The organism is Amycolatopsis sp. NPDC102522, from assembly GCF_055584485.1.
The window spans coordinates 21,723-47,120 of record NZ_JBVJLY010000004.1 but is presented as its reverse complement, the minus strand read 5'-3'; the positions used below and the strand labels follow the sequence as shown (position 1 = coordinate 47,120).

Sequence of the window (25,398 nt, the reverse complement as noted above, 5' to 3'; positions counted from 1 at the left end):
CAGCCCGACCTGTTCACATCCATGAACGGAGTCTGTTATAGTGATTATGTTCATCCATAAGAACGCTGTTCGGGACGCTAATATGGCCAGAGTCACAAGTCAACGGCCGGTTGGAGGAGTGCGGATGCCACAGCAGGAAGCCCCCGCTGTCACGGTGGAGAACGGCGTGTCCGCCGCGCCCGAACCCGCCGGGGTCAAATCGGCCCGGCGGGCGATCGATCTCATCGAGACCTTCGCCGCGAACGACGTGTGGCTTTCCCTGTCGGATCTCCACGCGCGGACCGGTTTCCCCAGGTCCAGCCTGCACGGCCTGCTCCGCACCCTGCTCGAAGCCGGCTGGCTGGAAGTGGACACCAACACCGCCCGCTACCGCCTCGGCGTCCGCGCGCTGATCTGCGGCACGGCGTACCTGGACCGCGACCCTGTCGTCCCGTACGCGACCGAAGCGCTGGAGCGGATCCGGGAGAAGACCGGTTTCACCGCGCACTTCGCGCGCCGCGAGGGCACCGACGTCGTCTACCTGGAGACGCGCGAGTCACGGCACTCGACCCATCTCGTGTCCCGCGTCGGCCGCACGCTGCCCACCCACGCGACGGCGCTGGGGAAGGCTTTACTGGCCGAACTGACGCACGACGAGATCGACGGCCTCCTGAGCGGAGAGCTGTCGGCGCTGACCCCGAACACCATCACCACGCCCGAGACGCTGCACGCCGAATGCGCGAAGACCCGCGAGCGCGGCTACGCGGCGGAAATCGAGGAAGGCAGCCTCGGCGTCCGGTGCGTCGCGGCCGTGATCCCGTACCGCATCCCCGGCACGGACGCGATCAGTTGCTCCATGCCGATCACCGAAGTCACCGACGCCGACGCCCAGCGCGTCGGCGAGCTCCTCGCCGAAATCACCGCGGAACTCGGCCAGCAACTGCGCCGCGCCGGCATCCGCTGATCTTCCCGTACTTTCTTTTACCGACAAGGGGTTCACATGGCAGACCAGCGCGTCCTGATCACCGGCTCGGCGGGCATCGTCGGCACCTTGATGCGGTCGAGGCTGCGCCGTTCCGGCCGGGTACTGCGGCTGCTCGACCTCGCCGCGCAGCCCGAAGCCGCGGGAGGCGAGGACGTCGAACTGATCACTGCTTCGGTGACCGACCCCGAGGCGATGGCGAAGGCCTGCTCCGGCGTCGACGCGGTGATCCACCTCGGCGGCCACAGCCGCGAGAGCTCATGGGAAGCCACCCTGGACGTCAACATCAACGGCACCCACACGGTCCTCGAAGCCGCGCGGGCGGCCGGTGTGCCGCGTGTGATCCTGGCTTCCAGCAACCATTCCGTCGGCTTCCGCCGCAACGACGAGGCAGGCGAGAACGGCCTCCCCGCAGACTCGACGCCCCGGCCCGACACCTACTACGGCGTCAGCAAGGCGGCCATCGAAGCGATGGGCAGCCTGTACCACTCGCGGTTCGGCATGGACGTGATCGTCATCCGGATCGGCTCGTGCTTCGAAAGCCCGCTCGTCCTCGGCCCGCGCGGCCTGACGACCTGGCTCTCCCCCGACGACGGCGCCCGCCTGTTCGAGGCCTGCCTGAGCTACCCCTCCCCCGGCTACCGGCTGATCTGGGGCGTCTCCGACAACACGCGCCGCATCTACTCGCTGGCCGAAGCCGAGGAGCTGGGCTACAAGTCGCTCGACAACGCGGAAACCTACGCCGACCAGCTGGCGGACCAGCCTGCTCCGACCGGGGTGGCCGCGGAGTACGTCGGCGGGCCGTTCTGCACCGCTCCGCTGGGGGCGTACAACCCGCTCTGAGCTTCTTGTTCTCTTGAGATGACTCGCGCGACCGGTTCGGCCGCTGAGCCCACTGTCCACAAGGAACAACTTGTGACGGGGGAAGATTTCGGACATTCAACGTCCGAAATCTTCCCCGCTCGGTTGCCGGCCGCAGGGACTGGGTGGCAGGACCTTGATCAACGGAGGATCCGGGACACTCAAGGTCCCCGATCTTCCGTTGATCAAGGTCCGGGACCGGGGTGAGCTCGCGACGGTGAAGGAATCAGGACACTCAACGTCCCAATTCCTTCACCGTCGATCTGGATGCCCGCTGGGATTGTCAGCCTGGTCCAGGTCAGTGGCAGGTAGGCAAATACCGGTCCGCCAGCGCTCTTTACCACTCACGACCACCCCGACCCAGCGCTTTCCCGCGCCCTCGCCTCCTGAGGTACGTGAAGGACCCCTTCATTGCGCTAGACGCAATGAAGGGGTCCTTCACGTACTGCGGAAGGTATGAAGGTCGAGTTTCCTCGGCTCAGCCGGGGCAAGGAGGCCTTCACGGACCCAGCCACTCACGACCAGTCGTGATCAACGAGTTCCCGTAGCACGGACAGCTCGGCCGGCGGCGGGCCAAAATGCACGACGCCCTGCCGTCGCGTGGCTCTGGTCATGGCGACGTAGAGATCGTTGTGGCCATGCGGCGCGGCGCCGAGGATTCCGGCCGGGTCGGCGATCAAGACCGAGTCGAACTCCAAGCCCTTGGCCTGCCCAGCGGTCAGCAGGACGACCTTGCCGGTCAGGTCCGGCGGGATGGCGAGGGACAACGCGGCGGCCAGGGGTTCAATGAAGGGACTCGAAGCGATGATCCCGAGTTGGCCGTCGGTGTGTGCCGTGGCGAGGTCGGCGATGGTCGTCACCAGGTCGGCCCGCGAGGTGGCGATCCGCCACGGTGGTTCACCGGTCGAGCGGACCGACCGGGGCGGCGGCGTTCCGGGATGGTGCGCGGCGAGCAGATCCGCGGTGGCGGCCATGATCTCCGACGGCGTGCGGTAGTTGACCGTGAGCCGGGCGAGCCGCCACCGATCCCGCACATGTGGCCACAGCACGCCGTCCCACGACGTGGCGCCCGCCGGGTTCCCGGTCTGAGCGAGGTCGCCGACGAGGGTCATCGATCGGGTGGGGCACCGGCGCATCAGCATCCGCCAGTCCATTTCGGACAGTTCCTGCGCCTCGTCGACGACCACATGCCCGAACGTCGCGAACCCGGCACTCCGGCCGATCAGACTCGCGGCCTCGTCCAGCAACGGGACATCCGCGACGCTCCAGCCGTCGGCCCGCTCGCCGAGCAGGTCCGACACCACGCGCTCCGGTGTCAGCGGCGGCCACAGCGCGTCGAGTACGGCACGGACGCCGGTATCGGCGAGCATCGAGTCCCGCAGACCGGCCCGGTCGGTCTCGTCCAGCAGGGTCCTCGGCCCGTCGTCGTGTTCGTCCTGCTCGATCACGACACCGGCGGCGGCGAGCGCGCGCAGATCGGCCTCACCGAGTCGGCCGTCCGGGCTGCCGCCGTCGATCGCCTCGCCCGTCCCGGTGAGCACGACCGCTTCCATCTCCTCGATCAGCCGCCGTGTGAGCACCTCAATGATCTCCCGTTGGAAGACCAACCTGGCCTGGTTGTGCGGCAGTCCGGCCCGCCCGGCTTTCCGCAGGGCACGGCCGCATTCGTCCGGGTCGAGCCGCAGCACCTGCTGTTCGAACCCGACGTAGACCGGCTGATCCGGCGTCCGGACCCTCGACCGTACGGCCGCCGCCAGCCGTTCGGCCATGACCGCTTCGCCTTTGAGTTCGACGATTCCGGGCGGGTCCACGCGGCTGATCTCGACGTCCGGTCTCAGGTCGCCGATGGTCGCGGTCACCACGCTGTTCTCGCCGAGGCCCGGCAGGACCTGGCCGATGTAGTCGAGGAAGATCCGGCTAGGACCCACCACGAGAACACCTCGGGTGCGCAAGTGCGGGCGGGTGTAGAGCAGATACGCGACCCGGTGCAACGCGACGGCCGTCTTCCCCGTGCCGGGGCCGCCCTGCACCACCAGTACCCCGCCGGGCTCATGCCGGATGATCCGATCCTGTTCGGCCTGAAGCGTGGTGACGATGTCGTGCATCCGCCCGGTCCGCTCCACGGTCACGGCCGCCAACAACGCCGCCTCGCCGACCAGACCGTCGTCGACGGTGCTGTCCCGGTCCAGCAGTTCGTCGTCCAGCGCGACGACGGTCCGGCCGCGCGTGGTGATGCGTCGCCGCCGCCGTACGCCTTCGGGAGCGGCCGCCGTCGCGGTGTAGAACGCCCGCGCCACCGGGACACGCCAGTCCACCAGCAACGGTTCATCGCTCCCGCTCCGGAACACGCCAAGCCTGCCGATGTAGAGGCGCCTGCCGTCGTCCATGTCCAGCCGCCCGAAACACAACCCTTCTTCCACCGCGTCCAGCCGGGCCACCTCGGCTTGCCAGACACCCGCCGACTCCCGATCCCCGGCCGCGGCCAGCCTCTCGGCCGCCTCCCCGCGTAGCGCGTCCAGCCGGGCGTACAGGGCCGCCACGTATTCCTGTTCCCTGCCGATCTCACGATCGATGCCACCGTCCGGCACGCGTCCCCCTCAGGTCGACGATCAGTGCCATCGAGGGTGCCCGGCGACTTCCGGAAGAAACAGTCTTGTTCTTTCCGGTCGCCTCAGCCGACCGGGTCAGGCTCGACGATCGCGGCGAGAACACGGGTGAGCTGAGCCGTCAGCCGATCAGGATCGGCTTCACTCAGCGCGGGCGTGCCGATGATCCGGCGCATCAGCCGACGGCGATCGACTGGAACTTCACCGGGATCCGCGGCGGACCCGTCCCGTCACCGGGGCCTTGCGAGTCGTCCACCCCGCCCCGCGCGACCTTGTCCAGCGTCTGCAGGCCCGCGTCCGAGATGCTCCCGAACACCGTGTATTCCGGCGGCAGTTCCGCTTCGCCGAACACCATGAAGAACTGGCTGCCGCCCGAATTCGGCGCCTGGGTCTTCGCCATGGCGAGGATCCCGCGGCCGTACTTGAGCTCCGGGAAGATCTCGTCCGGGATCGTGTACCCCGGCCCGCCGGCGCCGGTGGCCGCCGGGTCGCCGCACTGGAGCATCTGCAATCCCGACGTGCCGAGCCGGTGACACGAGGTGCCGTCGTAATACCCCTGCTGTGCCAGCGAAAGGAAGTTCGCCACGGCACACGGCGCGAGCGCGCGGTCCAGCGTCAGCCCGATGTCGCCCGCGGTCGTCTTGGCCGTGACCGCCGCCGTACCGGTCGCCGGGGTCGGGCCCGCCGCGGGCGGGGTGGCCTTCTTCGGCACCTCGCCACCGCCGGTGTCCGCCGGATACGCGCACTCGGCCGGATCCGCCAACGGTGTCGTGCGCTTCGGCATCGGAATCCGGTCCGCGGGAACCTGCACCGGACTCTGCGTCGCCGTGTCTTGAGCACTCGAAGTCGGAGTCGAGGACGAAGACGCGACCGCGCTCTTGCCCTTCGAGTCCGACAGGAAGAAGCCCGGTGCCACGAAACCGGTGATCGCCACGGCGGCGACCACCACGACCAGTCCCAGCACACCCAGTCCGACCCACAGCGCTGTCTTGTTCGACGGCGGCGGAGGCGGCTGGTGCGGTGCGCCGTACCAGCCCGGCTGTTGGTACGGCTGCTGCGGAGGCTGGGACATCTGTGCTCCTGTCATCCTGAAGATGTGCAGGACCACTTTGACCTATCGCCACGAGCGACGTCACGGCATCCCCCACGGCGTCGCGGCCTCGTTCGCCGGAACGGGCCGGATCTCGAGGTCGGGCTTGTCGCCCTTGCGGTGCACGACCGCCTCTTCGCCGCGCCGCAGGTCTATCTGTACGTCGCCGTTCGGCAGCCGACGCCAGCGTTTCGGCCTCCCCCACCGGTCTCGGACGGTCAGCTCTCCTTCCAGATCCGTCCGCAGCACACAGGGCGCCCCCGCCTCACTGGTGACCTTGACCCAGCGCGTCTTGCCGCCCTGCCGGGAGGCGCTGAGCAGGAAAGCGCCCTGCGTCCGGAAGTCGCGCAGCGCGGCGTCCGCCCACTTGGCCGGGACGGCCGGGAACAGCCGGATGACCCCGCCCCAGCTCTGGACGAGCATGTCGTGCAGTGACTGCGCCGCCGAGAGCGGCGTCTCGATGACCGGACCGGACTCCTTGTACATCGTGTTCGGCTGGATGTAGCGCCGCTGCAGCTCACCGAGGTAGAACTCCGCCTTCTCCCCGCGCAGCATCTGCGCCGACATCGACGCGGCACCGGTGAACGTGTAGCCCTGCAACGCGCCCTCGAAGCCCACCCAGTGGTCGAGCGAGGTCTCGATGATCCGCCGATGCTCCGGCCGCTCCCACGTGATCTCGTACAGCGGATAGATCTGCAACAGATGCGAGTAGTGCCGATGCGACTTCGCGAACGGCACACCGGCACCGATCATGTAGCCGTCGGCGTCGGCCGGATACGGGACCAGCGTGGCCAGGACTTCCCGCCACCGCCGCGTGAGCGGGTCCTCGATCCGCAGTTCCGCCGCCGATTCCAGGAGCGTCTTGCACCCCCAGCGGATCAGCGCGAGGTCGTAGTTGCAGTCGGGCGCGTTGACGCCGTACTCCGGGGAGAACGTCGCAGGCAGGTGCAGCTTCCCGTCCGGGCCGGGCTTCAGGAAGTGGAGGTAGTAGTTGATCGCCTTGCGCAGCAACGGGAACAGGGTGTCCCGCAGGAGCAGCCGGTCCATCGTGTGCCGATAGGACAGCCAAACGTTGTGCAGCGCCCAGGTGAGGTTGCCGACCTCCGGTGTCGGCGTCTCCTCGCCGGGGATGCCGACCGGGAAGCCGGAGTTCGTCCCGGTCGCGCCGTTGAGCAGGTTCATGTCGGTCGTGCGCGGGATGCCCGCGGAATCGTGCTGGCACGGCTCGGCGACCTGGCTCGTCAGGTTCGCGCGGTACTTGCCGAGAGCGTGGCTGACGGCGTCGAGTTCGAGGTGATTGGACCCGTGGATGAGCCAGTACTCCAGCTGGACGTTGAGGTTCCACCACGTCGCCGGCCACGGGGTCGGTTCGAGCCACGGTCCGCAGGTCGCCATGACCGGCGCTTCTTTTCGCGCCGCCGAAGCGACCTTGTACAGCTGGATCCAGTAGAAGCTCTGGAGCCGGGTGTCCGGAATGGACAGGAAACCATTCCGGTAGTAGTCGTGCCACCAGCGACGGTGCTCGATCGTGACGACGTCGAACGGCTCGGCCCGGCGGACCGTTTTCAGTGCCTCTCGTGCGGCCGTCTTCTTCGGATACGACCAGGCCACGGACGTGTACAGCGTGCGCTTCGATCCCCTGGCGACCTCACGCCACGCCGTGACGTACTCGCCGCCTGCCAGTAGGCTCTGCACGGAAAGACTGCTGTCACCGCTGGTTTCCCGGGTCGCGGGCGGATTGGCGACGTAGCCGGCGGGCTGCGGCTTCCCGAACTTCGGATCCGTTCTCGGGCTCACCGCCTCGGCCGGGTGGAAGATCCACCGGAAGCCGCGCTCGCCCTCGGTCGGCTCGATCTCGACGGCCAGCAACGACTGTCCGGTGTGGACGATCGCGCGTAGCGAGAGACTGCCCGCGGTCGTGGTGATCGTGCCCCTGAGTTCGGCGTTCCAGAGATCCATCCGCCAGTCGATCCCGGTGATGGCACCGGCCGGTTCGAGGGTGAAATGACCGATCGGCAACCTCGCGAGCCCGAACAGGGAGCCGAATTCGGGCCGGTGATCCTGCACTTCGCTGTGCTGGACGTTGAACCGGACAGCGTTCCTGCCCGGTTCGGCGTAGATGCCCGAGCCGAGGAAACCGTTGCCGAGAAAGGGGCCTTCATACCAGGTCTTCGGCATCTTCCGCCACACCAGGTCCGCGGAGGCGAGGAAGCCTGGCCAGTCGAGGCCGCTGGTGACTTCCGCCGCCGACGCGGACGGCGCGAACCCGGCCGCAGCCACGCCTGCCAGTGCCCCGCCCGCCAGTGCACCGCCGAGCACCGTCCTGCGCGTGATCTCCATCCTCAGACCTCCTGGTCGAGTCCCCATGCCGGAGTTTCGCGGTCACCGGGCACGTCTCGCGGCTCCAGGGCCGGATGTGCGCCGCGCCGCGTGACGACGGCTGTCCCGCCGCGACCGAGCGGGATAGAGATCCTGCCCGGACCTTCGGCGCGCCAAGGCAGCCGCCGTCCTCGCGCGTCATGGACGTCGATGTCGCCGGGGATCCCGTGCTGGAGCGTGAGCGGCTCCCCCGCTTCGCTGTGGACACGGATCCATTCGGTCGCGCCGTTCCGGCGGGAGGCGTCCACGAGGAAGGCGCCCTCCGCGCGCAGGCTCGCGAAGGACGCGTCCCGCCACGCCGAAGAAACCGACGGGAAGACCTTCAGCACGCCGTGATCCCCCTGCAGCAGCATGTCCACAACGGACTGCGCGGCGGTGATCGGGCTCTCGATCGCCAGGTTCGCGCCCTCGCGGTACATCGTGTTCGGCGTGAGCTGGGTGTCGGCCACGACGGTCCCGTCGAGGAAGATCTTCAGGTAGCGCAACGCTTCCTCGGGCGCGTCCATCACCGAGCTCATCGACGACGCGGCCGCGAAGCTGTAGCCGTGCCACTTGTCCTGAATGCTGGACCAGTGCGCGAACGTCCGGCGCATGATGTCCCGATCGCCGGGACGATCCCAGAGCTTCTCCCGCAGCGGGTAGAGCCAGAGCAGATGCGAGAAGTGCCGGTGCGATTCGGCCAGCGGGACACCTTCGCCGATCAGCACTCCCCGATCGGGATCCTCGTGGTACGGCACCAGTTTCTCGCCGATCTCGCGCCACGCGGGCACCCGCGGGTCGTCGATGCGCAGCTTGGCCGCGGATTCGACGAGCGTGCGCGCGGCCCAGCGGATCAGCGACAGGTCGTAGGTGCAGTCCGCCGCGTCGGCGTACTCGGGTGACCTTGTCATCGGCAGGTGCAGCGCACCGTCCGGCCCGGCGGCGAGGAAGTGGCGGTAGTAGTTGAGCGCTTTGGCCAGCGTCGGATACAGGACGTCACGCAGGACGCGGATGTCCATACTGTGCCGGTACGCGAGCCAGACGTTGTGCAGGCCCCAGATCAGGTTCCCGGTCTGGTCGTTCTTCGTGGCCGGGCCGGGGATCCCGACCGCGCGGGTGCCGCCGGGCCGCAGCCGCCAGTCCCCCGGATGCGAAAGGGCGTACGTGTCGCCGTCCCGGTACGCGGGAGGCACCGAGAGTTCGAGGTTGGCGTGGTCGCGGCGGAAGGTCGCGGTGACGGCGTCGAGTTCGGGATGGTTGCTGCTGTTGACGATCGGGTAGGTGACCTGGACGTTGAGGTTCCACCACACCGCCGTCCAGCTGTTGCCGACCTCCGGGAACCACGGCCCCCACTCGGCGACGACGGGCCCGTTCGCGCGCGTGGCGCAAGCGGTCTTGTACAGCTGGATCCAGTAGAACCGCTGGATCCGTTTGTCCGGAATGGACACGAAGCTGCGCCGATAGAAGGCGTTCCACCAGCGCCGATGGTCGGCGACGAGCCAGTCCGGGTTCGACGCCGACGCCCGGTGGACCCTGCTGATCGCTTCGGCGGTGTGGGTCGGCTCGGGGAATCCGTACGCGACCGTCGCCGCCAGGAGCCGTCGCGTGCCGATGGTCCGCTCACGCCACGCGGTCGTGTAGCCGCCGCCCGCGTGCATCGGCTGCTCGCAGTACCGGACAGCGCCCGCACTGGCGAGCTTCGGATCGGGATTGGCCGTGTATTCCGGCGGTTTGCGGATCGTCCGGGTCGTCGCCGACACGAGCGGCGTGAATCCCCAGTCCGCGGCCGCTTCTCCGGTGAGCGAGACGAGGAGGAGGTCCTGGTCGTTGTGGACCAGCGCGGAGAACCGCACCGAACCCCGGGTGGTGGTGATCGTGCCGCCGAGTTCGGCGTTGTACAGGTCGAGGCGCCAGTCCACGGCCGTGATCGCACCCGCGAACGTGAGGGTGAGGTAGCCGATCGGGAGCCGCGAGTACCCGATGCCCGCTTCCCACTGTCCGCGCTGGTCCTGGACCCGGGAGTGGCTGAGCATGACCTTGAGGACGTTCGGCTGCGCACCCGCGTAGAACTGGACGCCGAGGAAGCCGTTCGCGAGGAACGGCCCCTCCTGCCAGCCCTTCGGCAGGCGCTTCCAGACCATGCGCGCGTCGTCGGCCACTCTCCGGTGGACGTCACCGGAGGCGTGCGCCGGAGCGACCCCCTGCGCCCACAGACCGCCGAGCGCGGCGGTCCCCGCGGCAGCTTTCAGCATCGATCGCCTGGACAGCCCGCCCATGGGTCGCCTCCAGATTCATACTACGTTTACCGTAGATCAAGCCCTGGCGACCGGCATGTTTCCAGAAATAGACCAAGTTTGGCCAGAGCGCTCACCCGGAAAGCGGCAGATACATCCGACCTATCGATCAGCGGGCGAGGTAGGCACGGGTGGCGTCAGGCGACGCGTGACCGAGCATCTCGGAGACGGCGGCGAGGTCGGCCCCGGCGCGGAGAAGGTTGACGGCGAAGGTCATGCGCAGCGTCCGCGCGGAGAATGACGGCAGGCCGGTCAGGATCCCGAAAGCGACCACCACCCGATTGACCGAGCCCGGCGACACCCGCCGGCCGAAGGCGTCGAGGAAGTACGCCGGCTCCTCGCCCGCACCCGACCGCTCGGCCCGGACCCGGAAGTATGCGTCGAGCGAGGGACGGAGTTCGGGCGGGAGCGGAATCGTCCGCCGCCGTCGGCCGCGCACGGTGACCGAGCCGGTCGACACATCCCGCAGGTCCAGAGCGGAAAGTTCGGTGACACGAACACCGGTGTGGCTCAGGAAGTGCAGGACCGCCGCGTCCTTGGGCGACAAAAGGTACGCCGCGGCCGACAGCGTCTCGTCGAGTTCGTCGTCGGTCAAGGGCGACAGCGTCGCCGCTTCGAGCGACCGGCGCACGTCGATCCGGTCCAGCTTTCCCCGCACGAGCGTGCCCAGCGGCGTATCGGGCCACTTCCGCCACCGCTGAGGCCGGACCTTCAGCAGGCTTTCCTCGGCTGTCGCCGCGAGCTCGACGTCCACCGGCCCGCGCGCCGCCGTCAGCATCAGCTGATCGCGGTGGCGGTTCTCCCGGTTCACCCGCCGTTTGTGGCGCGGGACGTTCTTGCGGGAAGACTTGTCGTTCTCCCTGAAATCGCCGCGGCGGTCCTTGGCGTAACTCAGCCGCTTCTTCTCCTGCGGACTCTTCCGTCCCATGTCTCTCCCCGACGCCGGAGGAGAGACGATAACGAGACGGCTGAACCCCCGACCACCGATTTACCAGGGCCCTTCATGCGTCGCGGATAGCGGTGCGGGTCATGGGCAAGCACCGGCTCGCGGAAACGCTGCTGTACCGGGTGATCGGGCTGGACTGGGCCCGGCTGCACGCCGAGGCCTGCCGCTGGGAGCACGTGATGTCCGACGAGGCCGCGCGCCGGATCTTCGACCTCTGCGGCGGGCCGAGGTTCAGTCCGTACGGCGGTCCGATCCCCGGCCTGGACTTCCTCGGCATATCCGGCCTTTCCCCGGTGTCCGCGCCACCCGGCAGGCGACCGGCCACGCACCCCGGGCGGCGGGAGGTCCGGCTCCACCGGATCAGCGAGCGGATCCAGGACGACGCCGCCTTTCTCGGGACGTTGCTGGCCGCCGGCCTCACCCCCGGCGCACGGGTCACGCTCACGCCGGTGGAGGGGCGCCGGGTCGAATGCGCACCCCGATGGCACTTCACTGCGCGGGCGCGCCGGTGCGCTTCCGGCCCTCGGCGGCCTGATACGACGCACGAAGCTCTTTGGCCACCTCCTCCGGCTCCGACCGAAGGCGGCTGGGCAACGTTTGCAGCACGGCGATCCCGGCTGCGGCGTACCTGGCGTTTCTGTCCAAGGTCTTCGCGTAGTCCTGCTTCGTGAAGTGGAACTCGTACGAGTCGATCTCCCAGGCGAGAGCGACTTCTGCGAAGTAGCCGTCGGGAGTCGCGATGTACTCGCCGTTTTCGTCCCGGAGTGGGCGGTTCCAGCTCGGTTCGGGCAGACCGGAGAGCCGCCATACGTTCATCGCGTCGATCTCGGCGACTGACCGCGCTCCGGCGACGATGCGTTCGAGCGCCACTCGCGGAATCGCCGTGCCGCGGTTGCTTCCCGCATCGAGTTCCTCCAGCAATGTCACCGGGCTCAGCCCACCCGACTGCACAGCTTCGGTGAGCAAGGCGGAAACCGTCGTCGGAGAGCGGAGCCTCCGACACAGGTCGAGCACGGCTCGGGCGAGCGGTGCCACGGGGACGCCGTCCTCGAAGAGCGGCCGCGGCAGCCGTGTCGTGCGCTCGACGATCACGAAGCCGGCGCTGAGGGTCTTGTGTTCATGCGGGATCAGGAGGTGCACACGTGCCGGTCCGGCGGGCACGGCGCGCAGTCCTCGACGACGGCAAACCGTCGCGCCGGTCACCACCGCTTCCTGACCGGCGTACAGCAGCGCGGCGTCGATCAGTTGCCGGTAGCTGGGCTCACCTCCGCCGAGCAGCACCACGCCCGGCAGCAACCGTCGCCAAGGTCGCCCAGGCTGACAGCGCCGGTAGCAGGTCCTGGCGGGAACGCCGAGCTCGACGAGCCGCGCGACGGTGATCACCCCGCCACGGCTGTGCTGGTAGAGCCGCTCGGGATCGTCGGCCCACTCTCCGATTTTCACCCCTTGATCGTCAGTGACCCGAGCACCCGAGCGCCAGTGCCTTCCAGCGATCTGTGGATAACTCCCCCGGATGTCCTGAAGGCCCCCTTTGAGACGTTGATCGTCTCAAAGGGGGCCTTCAGGACATCTCGAGTCAGCGAGCCGAGCGTCAGGGAGCGGGAAGCGGAGGCAGCGCCGGAGCGTCCAGCCAAGCGTCGAAGAAAGGCGCAAGCGAGCGACCAGCGAAGCGTTCCGCCAGCGCGACGAAACCAGCGGTAGTCACCAGACCGTGCCGGTTCTCTATCGCCCAAGCCTTCACCAGCGGGAAGAAGACCTCATCGCCGACTAAGGAACGCAAGGCGTGCAACAGAAGGCCGCCGCGTTTGTACACCCGCTCGTCGAACATCCGCGACACCCCGGGGTCGGCGAGGCGCAGATCCGCGGGCTTCGCCTTCATCCGCGCGTGCCACGTCTTCGCCCACGCGTGCGCGCTCTGCCCGCCGGATTCCTCGGACCAGAGCCATTCCGCGTACGTCGCGAAGCCCTCGTTCAGCCAGATGTGCCGCCAGTCGGCGACGGTCAGGCTGTTGCCGAACCACTGGTGCGCCAGTTCGTGCACGACGAGCCGTTCGTGGGTGCGCCGTCCGTCGACGTGGTTGGCGCCGAAGATCGACATACCCTGCGCTTCGATCGGGTCGTCGAGATCGTCGTCGGTGACCACGATGACATACTCGCCGAACGGGTACGGGCCGAACAGCCGCTGCAGTGAATCCATGATCCGGCCCTGCCGCCCGAAGTCGCGCGAAAAGGCCCGGCGTAGGCGCGGCGGCACGGCGGCCCGTTGCGGGACCGACGAAACCACGGAGTCACCGTCGAGACTGATCCGGTACGCCGAGACCGAAGGCGGCGAGAACCAACCGGGCTGGGGACCGGAGACCAGTTCGACGTCGTCGTACCGTCCGATTTGGACGCTCATCAGGTACGTCGGCGTCGGCTCCGGGCGCTCGAAGACCCACCGGGTGGTACTCGCGCGCGAAAGCCGCGACACCAGGTTCCCCGTGACGGCCACGAGATACGGCGAAGACGTCGTCAGCGCGACGCGGTAGGTCGCCTTGTCCGCCGGATGGTCGTTGCAAGGGAACCACGACGGCGCCCCGACCGGCTGGCTCGCGACGAGCGAGCCATCGGTCAGTTCGTCCCAGCCGATGTCGCCCCACAGCCCGGGAAGCGGCCGCGGGTTGCCGACGTAGTAGACCTCGACCAGGAACTCGCTACCGGGCGCCAGCGACTTCGCGGGCTTCACCTGCAGCTTGTGCGCACGCCGCGTGTACTTCGCCGGTTTCCCGTTGACCAGGACCCGGTTGATCCGGAACTCGCCGAAGTCGAGCGTGAACCGCGACAGCGCCTGCGTCGCCTCCGCGGTGATGGCCGCGGAGGCCGACAGCCGGTTGGGACCGATCTTGTAGTCCAGCTCCAGATCGTAGTGCCCGACCCGGTAACCGCCGTTACCGTGATGGGGCAGATAGGAGTCGCCGGAGGTGTCCGCGCCGGGCGAGGGCTGCGCGGAGGCCTTCGAAATCACCCGCGAAAGACCCCGCTTCCCTACTTCGTCCAGGCCGAGATGGGATTCCCGAGCCAGCGCGAGTCGGCGGGAATCGCGTCGCCCCGGGTCACCAGAGACCCCGGTCCGACGGTCGTCCGCGCGCCGATGCTAGCGCCAGGCAGCACGATACCGTGCGGCCCGAGCGTCGCTCCCTCGTCCAGGGTCACCGGCGACATCGTCATGATCCGATCGTGGAAAAGGTGCGTCTGGACGACGCAGCCGCGGTTGATCGTCGCGCCGTCTCCCAGGCTCACCAGGTCCGACTCGGGCAGCCAGTACGTCTCCAACCACACGCCCTTGCCGATCTTGACGCCCATGGTGCGCAGCCAAGCCGGCAGCAGCGGCGTGCCGCCGAGCGAACCGATCAGCCACGGCACGGCGAGCGCCTCGACGAAGGTGTCGGCGAGTTCGTTGCGCCAGACGAACGAGCTCCACAGCGGATGGTCGACCGCGCGGAACTTGCCCACCAGCAGCCACTTCATCGCGGTGGCGGTCAGCGCGGCGACGGCACCGGCGGCGAGCAGCAGCGGCCCGCCGAGCAGCAGCGCGACCAAGAACCCGAAGGACGACGCGAGCGCGAAGATCGCGGCGGCGACCAGCACGGTCAGCGCGACGCCGCACATCACCGGCACGATGCGGCACAGTTCGACGAGCGCACGGGCCGCCTTGAGCCGCAGCGGCGGCGTGTAGGTGCGGCTCGTGTCGGACTCGCCGACCGAACGGCGAACCGGCAGCGGCGGCATCCCGAGGTACGAGGAGCCCTTCTTCGCCTTCAGCGGGGCCGACGACAGCACGCCGACCAGGCCGCGCTTGGGCACCGAACGGCCGGGCGCGGCCATCCCCGAGTTGCCGAGGAACGCCTGCTTGCCGATCCGGGCGGGCGCGACGTGCAGCCAGCCGTGGCCGAGTTCGTAGGTGGCGACCATGGTGTCGTCCGCGAGGAACGCGCCGCTGTCGACCTGCGTCATCTTCGGCAGCGCGAGGACGGTGGACGCCTCGACGTTGCGGCCGACCTTCGCCCCGAGCATCCGGAGCCACACCGGGGTGAACAGGCTGGCGTACAAGGGGAACAGCCCTTCACGCGCCATGCCCATCAGCCGTTCGGTCGCCCAGACCTGCCACGCGACGCGGCCGTGCACGGGGTGGTAACCCTCGACCATGCCGATGCTCAGCGAACGGACGCCGACGAGCACGAGCAGGGCGTAGGTCAGGAAGTACGCGACGGTGGCGAGCGGCGTGAACAGCAGCGCCTGGCCGAGCGCGGCGCCCAGCGAAGGCGCTCCGGCGATCGCGTAGCCCAGCACCGCGATGGCGGGCAGGGCGGCGACGGCGGGCAGCAGACCCAGCGCGACCGAGGTCACGCCGTAGACCGTGGCCCAGAACCGCGAACGCGGCGGGCGGCTCGACGGCCATTTCAGCGCGTCCTTGGTGACACGGGCGGCAGGCACGTTGCCGCGGACTGTCGACCCGGCCGCGATCTCCGCGCCCTTGCCGATCCGCGCGCCGGGGAACAGCGTGCTGCGCGCGCCGATCCGCACGTCGGCGCCGATCCGGATCTTGCCGATGTGCACGAGGTCGCCGTCCACCCAGTGCCCGGTCAGGTCGACCTCGGGTTCGATGGCGGCACCGCGGCCGAGTTTCAGCATGCCGGTGACCGGCGGCGGCGAGTGCAGGTCGACGTCCTTGGCGATCCGCGCGCCGAGTGCCTTGGCGTACGTCGTCATCCAGGAAGCGCCCGCGACACTGTCCGCGCCGCTGAACTCCGCGAGCTTCTCGGCCGTCCACAGTCGCAAGTGGACATTCCCGCCGCGCGGGTAGCTGCCGGGACGGACACCGCGCAGCAGCAGCCGGGCACCGGTCGCCGAGATCGCGATCCGGCCCGCCGGGCTGAACAGCGCGACCCACGCGACGGCGATCCACACCCAGTTCAGCGTCGGAGCCCAGGCGAAACCGGCCAGCGACAGCACGTTCGACAGCGTCGCGGCGATCGTCGTCCAGCGCAGGCCGACGAGGCCCATCAGCGGGATCATCAGCAGCGATTGGATGATCCCGGCCCTGCGCGGGGTCGGCGCGATGTCGCGGCGTTCGGTCTTCTGACCGCTCAGCGCGTCCAGCATCGACGCGAGCGCGCCGAGCTTCGGGTTGGCGTAGATGTCGTTCACCGACACCTGCGGGTGGCGGGTGCGGATCCGCGCGATCAGCTGCGCGGCCGTCAGGCTGCCGCCGCCGTTGGTGAAGAAGTCGGCCTTCGGGTTGTCGACCGAGACGCCCAGGATCTCCGCCCAACCTTCGGCGAGCCAGCTCTCCGTCGGCGACAGACCGGATTTGGCGGCGTCCACAGTGGACAGCGGCCAGGGCAGGGCGTTGCGGTCGACCTTGCCGGAGGTGCGTGTCGGCAGGTCGTCGATCAGCGCCAGCAGCGGGACGAGCGCGGCGGGCAGCTGCTCGCGCAGCCGGGTCGCGGCCTCGTCGTGGTCGAACTTCACGCCCTCGGCGGGCACGACGTACCCGACGAGGACCTGGTTGCCCGCCTTGGTGCGGCGGATCGCGGCGGCCGCGCCCTGCACACCGGGCAGCGACTGGAGCGCGGCGTCGACCTCGCCGAGTTCGATGCGACGGCCGCCGAGCTTGACCTGCTCGTCGAGACGTCCGAGGAACAGCAGGCCCTCGGCCTCCGCGCGAACCATGTCACCGCTGCGATACGCGCGGCGCCAGCCCAGTGACGGCAGCGGCGCGAACTTCTCGGCGTCCTTCTCCGGGTCCAGGTAGCGGGCCAGGCCGACACCGCCGATGACCAGCTCGCCGGTCTCCCCCATCGCGACCGGCTCGCCCGCCTCGTTGACGACGGCGAGCTGCCAGCCGGCCAGCGGCAGGCCGATCCGGACGGGTCCTTCGCCGGTCATCTGGGCTGCGCAGGCGACGACGGTGGCCTCGGTCGGGCCGTAGGTGTTCCAGACTTCGCGGCCTTCGACGGCGACCCGCTCGGCCAGCTCCGGCGGGCAGGCTTCGCCGCCGAAGATCAGCAGGCGGACGTCTTCGAGCGCGTCGGCGGGCCACAGCGCGGCCAGCGTCGGGACGGTCGAGACGACGGTGATGCCCTGCGCGACGAGCCACGGGCCGAGGTCGACGCCGGTGCGGACCAGCGAACGCGGCGCCGGGACCAGGCAGGCGCCGTAGCGCCAGGCGAGCCACATCTCTTCGCAGGACGCGTCGAACGCGACGGACAGGCCGGCGAGCACACGGTCGCCGGGGCCGATCGGCTCCTCGGTGAGGAACAGCTGGGCCTCGGCGTCGACGAAAGCGGCCGCGGACGCGTGCGAGACCGCGACGCCCTTCGGCTTTCCGGTCGAACCGGAGGTGAAGATGATCCAGGCGTCATCGGCCGGAGCGGGCGAGCCTTCGATACCGCCGGGCGAACCGAGGACGGTGATCGCGCCGCCATCGGAGACGACGGCGGCGACGTCGGCCTCGCCGAAGACCAGTTCGGCGCGCTCGTCCGGGTCGTCCGCGTCGACAGGCACGTAGGCGGCGCCGACGGACAGGATGGCGAGGATCGCGACGTAGAGCTCCGCGGTGCCGGAGGAGATCCGGACGCCGACCCGGTCGCCGACGCCGACGCCGTTGGCTGTCAGCTTTCGGCCGTAGGCGTCGATCTCCTCGACGAGCTTGCGGTAGGACAGCGTGGTCTCGCCGTCGTCGATCGCGCCCGCGTTGGGGTGGCGGGCGGCGGTCTCGGCGACGATGTCGATCAGGGTGCGCTCACCGGCGCCCAGACCGGACCAGAAGAGGGCGCGGTCGGCGACGGGAGCCGGGGACGGGGAGACGGTGACGTCGGCGACACAGGCGATCGGCCGGGAATCGGCGGTCAGTGTCATCGGGCCATCACCGTGGACAGAACAAAGCCATGGGCGCGCAAGCCCATCACACACCTTTCGCGAAGTGCGTCATTCGGGCTCGCTCTCCGAATGAGGCGCCCGCCAGCAGACCAATCACTTTACCGCAGGTCAACGGCATATCTCGGGAGGGTCTCGGCAGAGTGTCGAAACTCACCGGTGGACACGCCGAAACCCGAGGTCATCGACGTGTCCACCCAGTGAACAATTCACCTACATCGTGAGAAGTCAGTGCTTCTTGGATGTTCCCGTCGACTTATTACCCGCCGCTTTTCCGCCGACCTTGGGTCGCTGCTTCTTTTCCCGTACTCGGATATTCACCCGGACGGGGCTGCCTTCGAAGCCGAATCGCTCACGGAACTTGCGTTCGATGAACCGCCGATATCCCGCTTCGAGGAATCCGGTGGTGAAAAGGACCAGCGTCGGCGGCCGAATGCCCGCCTGGGTCGCGAAGAGCACCTTCGGCTGCTTGCCGCCGCGCACCGGCGGCGGGGTCGCGGCGATGAGGTCGGCCAGCCAGCCGTTCAGCTGCCCGGTGGGCACCCGCTGGTCCCACGACTTCAGCGCGGTCCGCAGCGCGGGCGCGAGCTTGCGCACGGACCGGCCGGTGAGCGCCGAGATGTTGACCTTGTCCGCCCACGGCACCCGCACCAGGCCTCGGTCCAGCTCACGGACCATGGCGTGGCGGCGGTCCTCGTCGACGAGGTCCCACTTGTTGAAGGCGAGCACGCAGGCGCGGCCCGCCTCGACGACCATCGTCAGCACCCGCAGGTCCTGCTCCGAAAGCGGCTCCGCGGCGTCCAGCAGCACGATCGCGACCTCGGCCGCGTCGATCGCGGTCTTGGTCCGCAGCGACGCGTAGTACTCCGCGCCATTGGCCGAGTTGACGCGCTTGCGCAGCCCCGCGGTGTCGACGAACCGCCAGACGTCGCCGTCCAGCTCGACCAGCGAGTCGACCGGGTCGACGGTGGTACCGGCGACCGAGTCCACCACGGACCGCTCTTCGCCGGAGATCTTGTTCAGGAGGCTGGACTTGCCCACGTTCGGCTTGCCGACCAGCGCGACGCGGCGCGGGCCGGCGGTGGCGCGGTCGCCGTCGCGCGGCATCGTCGGCAGCGCCTTGACGATGGCGTCGAGCAGGTCGCCCGAGCTACGCCCGTGCAGCGCGCTGACCGGGTGCGGTTCCCCGAGGCCGAGCGACCACAGCGACGCGGTGTCGGCGAGCAGGCGGTCGTCGTCGACCTTGTTGGCGACGAGCAGCACCGGCTTCTTCGAGCGGCGCAGCACCTTCGAGGCGGCCTCGTCCGTCGCGGTCGCGCCGACGCTGGCGTCGATGACCAGCAGTGCCGCGTCGGCGGTGGCCATCGCGATCTCGGCCTGCGCGGCGACGGAGGCCTGCAGTCCGGTGGCGTCCGGCTCCCAGCCGCCCGTGTCGACCAGGGTGAACCGGCGGCCCGCCCAGAAGGCGTCGTAGGCGACGCGGTCCCTGGTCACGCCGGGGACGTCCTGCACGACCGCTTCGCGGCGGCCGAGAATACGGTTGACCAGGGTCGACTTGCCCACGTTCGGCCTGCCGACGACGGCGAGGACCGGCTGCGCGAGCTGCGCCTCCTCTTCGGCCTCGCCCGCGGCGATCTGCGCGTCCAGCGCGGTGAATTCGGACTCGTCGGACCAGGAGCCGTCGATTTCGCCGACTCCGTCAAGCTCGCTCATCAGTTACTTCACATTCTGTCGCGTGTCTTGGAGCCCGTGCTCCAAGCGCCATTCGTCCAGTGCCTTCACGAGGTCCGCGAGCGCGATGCGAAGCCGCTCGGTTCCCTCCTCCAGCCCTGTCCTTCCCTTCCCGATTTCGGGAGTGAAAGGTTCGCCGACCATGATGTCGACGTGTGGCCGCCAGCGCCTCTTGGCGCCGGCGGGTTTGTACGTCCCCCGAGTGGCGACCGGAACCACGGTCGCCTTCCCGGCGCGGACCAGGAAGGCCGCGCCGCGCTCGAAGTTTTCGGCGTCACCGAGACCGCGGGTGCCTTCGGGGAAGATCCCGACCGCACCGCCGTCTTCGAGCACCTTGACCGCCGCCATCAGCGGTTTGCGGTCCACCGCGCCCCGTTTCACCGGGATCTGGCCCAGTTTCGGGAAGAACCAGCCTACGAAGCCCCGGAAGAGCTCCGCCTTGACCAGGAACGCGGTGCGCCGCGAGAACATTCCGAACAGCAGCGCCGGTTCGGCCATCGAGCTGTGGTTGGCCATGAACACCACCGGACCGGACGACGGCACCCGCTCGGCGCCGTGGACCCGGACGCGGAACGCGGGCCGGACGAGGAACTTCGAGATCCCCCGGCCGAAGGTGTGGAACGGGTCGCTCGCGCCCTCGGGCAGTCCTTTCGCGTTCACCGCGCGGCCTCGGCGGGGCAGCCTTCGAGCAGGCCGCGGTGCAGGGCCAGTTCCGCCAGGGCGACGATCACCTGGTCGATGTCGAGCGCGGAGGTGTCCACCTCAACGGCGTCTTCGGCCGCGCGCAGCGGGGACGCCGCCCGCGTGGAGTCCAGGCGGTCACGCCGTTCCACCGCGGCCTTCGCGACGGCATGCGTGGACTCACGACCGGCGGCGGAGTCCTGCGCGCTGCGGCGCGCGGCACGGACCTCGGCCGAGGCGGTGAGGAAGATCTTGAGCGGGGCGTCCGGCGAGACGACGGTGCCGATGTCGCGGCCTTCGACCACGATGCCGCCGACGCGGCCGAGCACCTCGGCGATGATCTCGCGCTGCCTGTCGACCAGCAGTTCGCGGACCGCGGGGACGGCCGAAACCGGCGACACCGCGGTGGTGACGTCCGCGCCGCGGATCTCGGCGGCGACGTCCTCGCCCGCGAGGGTCACGGTCGCTTCGTCAGGGCTGGTCCCGATGCCGAGCTCGGCCTTGCGGGCGACGTCGGCGACAGCGTCCGCGTCGGCCAGGTCGACCCCGGCGCGCAGGACGGCGAGGGTGGCCATGCGGTACATCGCGCCCGTGTCGAGGTAGCCGGCGCCGAGCTTCGTCGCGAGCTTCCGCGAAACCGTGGATTTCCCGGTTCCGGACGGGCCGTCCATCGCGACCACACCACGCAGGGCTCCCGCCACCGAAACTCTCCTCAGCTCATCCGTCGCTCATCTGATCGACGTCCATTCTGCCTGGTCGCGAACGGCAGGCCTCGACCGCCCACGGCGAAGTGGCCGAATCAAGTTTCTAGCGGTGCTAGACAAACTATCGACACTATTGCTAGCGTCCACATTGTTCCTAGCACCGCTAGCTTCCGGAGTCGGAGACCATGACCAGAATCAAGATCGCTTACGCCCTTTCCCTCGCCCTCGCGCTCTTCGTCCTCTACTTCGGCACCGGTTACGTGTTCTTCCCGGAGACCCAGACGGGCGGCTTCGGCCTGCCCGTCATGCCGGTGAAGGGCGATCCGATCCTCGCGGTGAAGGGCGTCCGCGACATCGGCACCGGACTCGTGGTCCTCGCGCTGCTCCTGTTCCGGAACGCCCGAGCACTGGGCTGGGCACTCCTCGCGATGGCGTTCATCCCGTTCGGCGACATGCTGATCGTGCTGACCCACGACGGCTCCCCCGGCGCCGCGTTCGGGATCCACGGCGCGACGGCCGCACTGATGGTGCTGGTCTCGGCGTTGTTCCTGATCCGTCCCGCGCAAAACGGACAGTGAGTTATCGTTGTTCACGTGAACGTCGAAGTGACCCCGCTCCCTGGAATAGGCGTCCGCAAGGACTTCGCCACCCGCAACGGCCGCCGTGTCGGCGTCGTGACCCATCGCGATGGTCACGTCGAGCTGATTCTGTCCAAAACGGACGATCCGGACGCCTGTTTGGCCTCACTTCCGCTCACCACCGACGAGGCGGGCGCGCTGGCGAACCTGCTCGGCGCGCCCCAGCTGGTCGCCCAGCTCACCGAGGAGCACCGGGACCTGCCCGGCATCAACACCAAGCAGCTGCCGATCAAGTCGTCGTCGCCGTTCGACGGGCGGACGCTGGGCGACACCGCCATGCGGACGCGGACGAGCGTCTCGGTCGTCGCCGTGATGCGGGCCGGTCAGGTCCACCCCTCCCCCACCCCGGACTTCAACCTCACCGCCGGCGACGTGCTCGTCGCGGTCGGCACGTCCGAAGGTCTCGAAGCCGCCGTCAAGATCCTGAAGTACGGCTGATCGCAGATGGATCACACCGCACTGTCCTTGATCGAACTCGGGGCGGTCTTCTTCGGGCTGGGCGCGTTGGGGCGCCTCGCCGGGAAGATCGGGATGTCCCCGATCCCGCTTTACCTGATCGGTGGCCTGTGCTTCGGGCAGGGCGGGTTGATCCCGCTCGGCGACATCGGCGACTTCACCCACCTCGCCAGCGAGATCGGTGTCGTCTTGCTGCTGCTCCTGCTCGGCCTGGAGTACTCGGCAGCCGAACTGTTCACCGGGCTGAAACGCTCGTGGATGGCGGGGCTCGTGGACATCGTGCTCAACGCCGCGCCGGGCGCGATCGTCGCGCTCATCCTCGGCTGGGGTCCGATCGGCGCGATCGTCATGGCGGGCGTCACGTACATCTCGTCGTCCGGGATCATCGCGAAGGTACTCGGCGACCTCGGACGGCTCGGTAACCGCGAAACGCCGGTAGTGCTGTCGATCCTGGTGTTCGAAGACCTGGTGATGGCGCTGTACCTGCCGATCCTCACGGCGGTGCTCGGCGGTGTCAGCTTCCTCGGCGGGTTGAAGGCCGTCGGGATCTCGCTGATGGTGATCACGGTGGTGCTGGTGATCGCGCTGAAGTTCGGCAGGTACGTCTCCGCGGCGGTGGACAGCCCGGATCGCGAAGTGTTCCTCCTCAAGGTCCTCGGCGCGGCGCTGCTGGTCGCCGGCCTCGCTTCGGCCATGCAGGTTTCGGCCGCGGTCGGCGCGTTCCTGCTCGGCATCGCGATCTCGGGTTCGACGGCGGAGAACGCGACGCACATGCTCGAACCGCTGCGAGACCTCTTCGCGGCCGTGTTCTTCGTCGTGTTCGGGCTCAACACCAACCCCGCGTCGATCCCGCCCGTGCTCGGCTGGGCGGTCGTCCTGGCGGTGGCGACCACGCTCACGAAGGTCGGCACAGGATGGTGGGCCGCGCGAAGACAAGGCATCGGGAAGATGGGCCGGGCTCGTGCCGGAGCGGCCTTGGTCGCCCGAGGCGAGTTCTCGATCGTCATCGCCGGGTTGGCGGTGGCTGCGGGCGCCGTGACCGGCGAACTCGCGGCGCTCGCGACGGCGTACGTGCTCCTGATGGCGATCCTCGGCCCGACGGCCGCGCGGATCGTGGAGCCGGTGGCCCGCGCTCTGCAGCGCCGCCCCTTCGGCTCGAAGAGCCCCGCCTCGCAAACCGGCTGACCCCTCTCCCGCGCGCTATGAAAGGCCCGTTACTCGCAAATTTTGCGAGTAACGGGCCTTTCATAGCACTGGCCTAGCCGCGCTCAAGCCCCGAAACGGTGGCGGGAGCGATCCCCACCGGAGCCGCCGGAAGCGCCGCCGGAACGGCCGACGGTCCAGAGCCCACCACAGGCAGCGCCAGCGAAGTCTTGCCGAGGTCCACCGTGATCTTCGGGTACTGCGACGGACCCGAGATGAACGAGCCGTCCGTCCCGCCGATGATCAGCGCGAGCTGATGTCCTTGCGGGACAACGTGATCCGTACTCGCCAGCCGGAAAGTCACGGTGTACGGCTGCCCCGGTGTCAGCGGCGATTCCTGGCTCAGGGAACGGTAGTTGGCCAGATCCGCCCAACCGCGGCTGATGATGTTCAGCCCCACTGAGACCGCGTCGGTGCTCGTGTTCAGGTAGCAGGCGTCATTGCCGGAAGCGCTTGAACCCCAGCACGACTGCGTCATCTCGTTCTTGATGCCTTCCTTGGGCCCGGTGTAGTTCCGGATGGTCGCAGGGCCGTAGTCCACCAGGATCGCCGAAAGCCGCGCCGTGGACGTCGACGGCGTCGCGGTCACAGTCACCTTCGCCGTCCCGGACACCTGAAGGTCCTTCGCGAGCGCGCCGGTGCTGAACAGCACGCGTCCGCTCGCGGTCTCCGTCGGCCTCGCCGCCCAGCCGTTCGACGTCTGCCCCGAGGAGTCCGTGAACGACACCGTGCCCGTTCCCGCGGTCGTGCCGAGCGTGCCGACACCCGGGGTGCCGCCGGACGCGGGCCGCAGGGTGACGGCGTTCCCCGCGGGCCACGCCGCCTGGTCCACCCAGACATCGGGCTCGCGTTCCACGCTCGCGCCAGGGGTCTTCTCGATGCCGTTGTCGACGCCGAGCAGGTAGTGGTCGAACCACTTGTGCAGGGTGTCGACCCAGGCCGAACGCCGGTAGTCGAACGGGTCGACGTGGCCGGCCTGCGTCAGCCAGATCTTGCGCTCGACGTTCAGCGCTTCCCACCACTGCCCGAAGTTGATCGTCTTGACGTTCAGATCGCCCAGGCCGTGCGAAGCGAGCACGCTGGCCTTCACCTTCGAGGCGCTCTGGACGTAGTCCCTGTCGAGCCAGAAGGCGTTGTAGTCGCCGTTCGAGGTCGCGCCCGCGGTGAGTTTCTGGTTCGCCGCGCCGCAGTTCTGCCCGCCGTTGCGCTGGGACACCGTCTGCGCCAGCCCCGCCGGGCTGCCCTGGCGCAGGCTCGCGCCGTCGGAGCGGTAGTAGTCGTACCAGGAGCTGATGGCACCGATCGGCACGATGGTCTTGAGCCCGTCGACACCGGTCGCGGCGACGCCGTTGGCCACCGTGCCGTCGTAGGACTTCCCGATCATGCCGACCGCGCCCGTCGACCAGGAAGCGTTCGTCCTGGCCGAGCCGGTCGCCGTCGTGTAGCCGTTCGCGCGGCCGTTGAGCCAGTCGACGACCTTGCGCGCCGAGTTGACGTCCGACGGTCCGCCGATGTCGGTGCAGCCGCGGGACTTGTTGGTGCCCGCCAGATCCACCAAGACCACGGCGTACCCGCGAGGTACGAAGAAGTTGTCGTAGTAGAGCGGGAACCCGACCGGCCTGCCCGCCGAGTCGTAGGTCTTGAGCTCGCTCTCGTTGCCGCGCCCGCAGCACGAGTAGTACGGGCTCGCGTCCATGATGACCGGGACCTTCTTGCCCTGCGCCGCCGGTTCCTTCGGGCGGATGATGTCGGCGGCGACCCGGTCCGAGCGGCCGTCGCCGTCCCCGTCGAGGCCGATGTCCACCCAGGCCGTCTCGCGGACGGCCTGGGCGAAGTCGTAGACCGGTTCGCTGCCCCGCGGTTTCGCCGCGGACTGCGGCGCCGCGACCACGACCGCGGCGACCGCCAAGATCCCTGCCAGCACAACTGTTTTCACGGTTGAGCCCTTCCC

17 protein-coding genes and 1 pseudogene are annotated in these 25,398 nt (G+C 69.0%); 6 read left to right on the top strand and 12 right to left on the bottom strand.

Annotated elements, in window-relative coordinates; genetic code table 11:
- Positions 1-124: 124 nt before the first annotated feature.
- Both ACZ6YV_RS13140 and ACZ6YV_RS13135 read left to right on the top strand, forming a co-directional pair.
- The gene (locus tag ACZ6YV_RS13140; protein ID WP_378245172.1) at positions 125-943 is read left to right on the top strand and encodes an IclR family transcriptional regulator; all 819 of its coding nucleotides are present in this window, start codon (positions 125-127) and stop codon (positions 941-943) included.
- Positions 944-979: 36 nt separating this feature from the next.
- On the top strand, positions 980-1,804 hold the full coding sequence (locus ACZ6YV_RS13135) for an NAD-dependent epimerase/dehydratase family protein (RefSeq protein ID WP_465509781.1): 825 nt from the start codon (positions 980-982) through the stop codon (positions 1,802-1,804).
- 533 nt (positions 1,805-2,337) lie between these two features.
- Here ACZ6YV_RS13135 and ACZ6YV_RS13130 read toward each other — a convergent pair.
- The 5 genes from ACZ6YV_RS13130 to ACZ6YV_RS13110 all read right to left on the bottom strand — a co-directional run bounded on the left by ACZ6YV_RS13130 (position 2,338) and on the right by ACZ6YV_RS13110 (position 11,098).
- The gene (locus ACZ6YV_RS13130) at positions 2,338-4,410 is read right to left on the bottom strand and encodes a HelD family protein (protein ID WP_465509780.1); all 2,073 of its coding nucleotides are present in this window, start codon (positions 4,408-4,410) and stop codon (positions 2,338-2,340) included.
- Positions 4,411-4,603: 193 nt separating this feature from the next.
- Positions 4,604-5,500, bottom strand: coding sequence for a peptidylprolyl isomerase (locus ACZ6YV_RS13125; protein WP_465509779.1), 897 nt, complete (start codon positions 5,498-5,500; stop codon positions 4,604-4,606).
- Positions 5,501-5,560: 60 nt separating this feature from the next.
- Positions 5,561-7,858: a glycosyl hydrolase family 95 catalytic domain-containing protein gene (locus ACZ6YV_RS13120; protein WP_465509778.1), complete on the bottom strand. Its 2,298-nt coding sequence runs from the start codon at positions 7,856-7,858 to the stop codon at positions 5,561-5,563.
- A 2-nt stretch (positions 7,859-7,860) separates the two neighbouring features.
- Entirely contained in the window at positions 7,861-10,152 is a 2,292-nt protein-coding gene (locus ACZ6YV_RS13115) for a glycosyl hydrolase family 95 catalytic domain-containing protein (RefSeq protein ID WP_465509777.1), read from the bottom strand.
- Positions 10,153-10,279: 127 nt separating this feature from the next.
- Positions 10,280-11,098, bottom strand: coding sequence for a tyrosine-type recombinase/integrase (locus tag ACZ6YV_RS13110; protein ID WP_465509776.1), 819 nt, complete (start codon positions 11,096-11,098; stop codon positions 10,280-10,282).
- A gap of 92 nt (positions 11,099-11,190) precedes the next feature.
- Between ACZ6YV_RS13110 and ACZ6YV_RS13105 the strand changes: the two are divergent.
- Positions 11,191-11,361 (top strand): annotated as a pseudogene (locus ACZ6YV_RS13105) (iron dependent repressor, metal binding and dimerization domain protein); the annotation flags it as partial.
- A gap of 244 nt (positions 11,362-11,605) precedes the next feature.
- Here the strand turns inward: ACZ6YV_RS13105 and ACZ6YV_RS13100 are convergent.
- The 6 genes from ACZ6YV_RS13100 to cmk form a co-directional block, all read right to left on the bottom strand.
- Positions 11,606-12,559 (bottom strand): hypothetical protein, encoded by a 954-nt coding sequence (locus tag ACZ6YV_RS13100; protein ID WP_465509775.1) that lies wholly within the window; start codon positions 12,557-12,559, stop codon positions 11,606-11,608.
- 148 nt (positions 12,560-12,707) lie between these two features.
- A complete protein-coding gene (locus tag ACZ6YV_RS13095) occupies positions 12,708-14,120 on the bottom strand; it encodes a M1 family metallopeptidase (protein ID WP_465509774.1) in 1,413 nt (470 codons plus the stop codon).
- A 20-nt stretch (positions 14,121-14,140) separates the two neighbouring features.
- Positions 14,141-18,016 (bottom strand): Pls/PosA family non-ribosomal peptide synthetase, encoded by a 3,876-nt coding sequence (locus tag ACZ6YV_RS13090; RefSeq protein ID WP_465509773.1) that lies wholly within the window; start codon positions 18,014-18,016, stop codon positions 14,141-14,143.
- Positions 18,017-18,262: 246 nt separating this feature from the next.
- A complete protein-coding gene (gene der, locus ACZ6YV_RS13085) occupies positions 18,263-19,747 on the bottom strand; it encodes a ribosome biogenesis GTPase Der (RefSeq protein ID WP_465509772.1) in 1,485 nt (494 codons plus the stop codon).
- 3 nt (positions 19,748-19,750) lie between these two features.
- Positions 19,751-20,425, bottom strand: coding sequence for a lysophospholipid acyltransferase family protein (locus ACZ6YV_RS13080; protein WP_465509771.1), 675 nt, complete (start codon positions 20,423-20,425; stop codon positions 19,751-19,753).
- Complete coding sequence (gene cmk, locus ACZ6YV_RS13075; protein WP_465510176.1) at positions 20,422-21,126, bottom strand: (d)CMP kinase; 705 nt, start codon at positions 21,124-21,126, stop codon at positions 20,422-20,424. Before cmk ends, ACZ6YV_RS13080 begins: the two co-directional genes overlap by 4 nt.
- A 209-nt stretch (positions 21,127-21,335) precedes the next feature.
- Here cmk and ACZ6YV_RS13070 point away from each other — a divergent pair, with 209 nt between their 5' ends.
- From ACZ6YV_RS13070 to ACZ6YV_RS13060, 3 genes are read left to right on the top strand one after another with little or no spacing between them, the layout of a single operon-like run.
- Positions 21,336-21,728 carry a DUF4267 domain-containing protein gene (locus tag ACZ6YV_RS13070; protein WP_465509770.1) on the top strand — a complete coding sequence of 131 codons (393 nt, stop codon included), beginning with the start codon at positions 21,336-21,338 and terminating at the stop codon, positions 21,726-21,728.
- 15 nt (positions 21,729-21,743) lie between these two features.
- Positions 21,744-22,226 carry a cation:proton antiporter regulatory subunit gene (locus tag ACZ6YV_RS13065; RefSeq protein ID WP_465509769.1) on the top strand — a complete coding sequence of 161 codons (483 nt, stop codon included), beginning with the start codon at positions 21,744-21,746 and terminating at the stop codon, positions 22,224-22,226.
- A gap of 6 nt (positions 22,227-22,232) precedes the next feature.
- Positions 22,233-23,429, top strand: coding sequence for a cation:proton antiporter (locus tag ACZ6YV_RS13060; RefSeq protein WP_465509768.1), 1,197 nt, complete (start codon positions 22,233-22,235; stop codon positions 23,427-23,429).
- Positions 23,430-23,502: 73 nt separating this feature from the next.
- On the opposite strand, the gene ACZ6YV_RS13055 is transcribed toward ACZ6YV_RS13060, so the two are convergent.
- Positions 23,503-25,371, bottom strand: coding sequence for a Xaa-Pro dipeptidyl-peptidase (locus tag ACZ6YV_RS13055; RefSeq protein ID WP_465510175.1), 1,869 nt, complete (start codon positions 25,369-25,371; stop codon positions 23,503-23,505).
- Between the last annotated feature and the right edge of the window lie 27 nt (positions 25,372-25,398).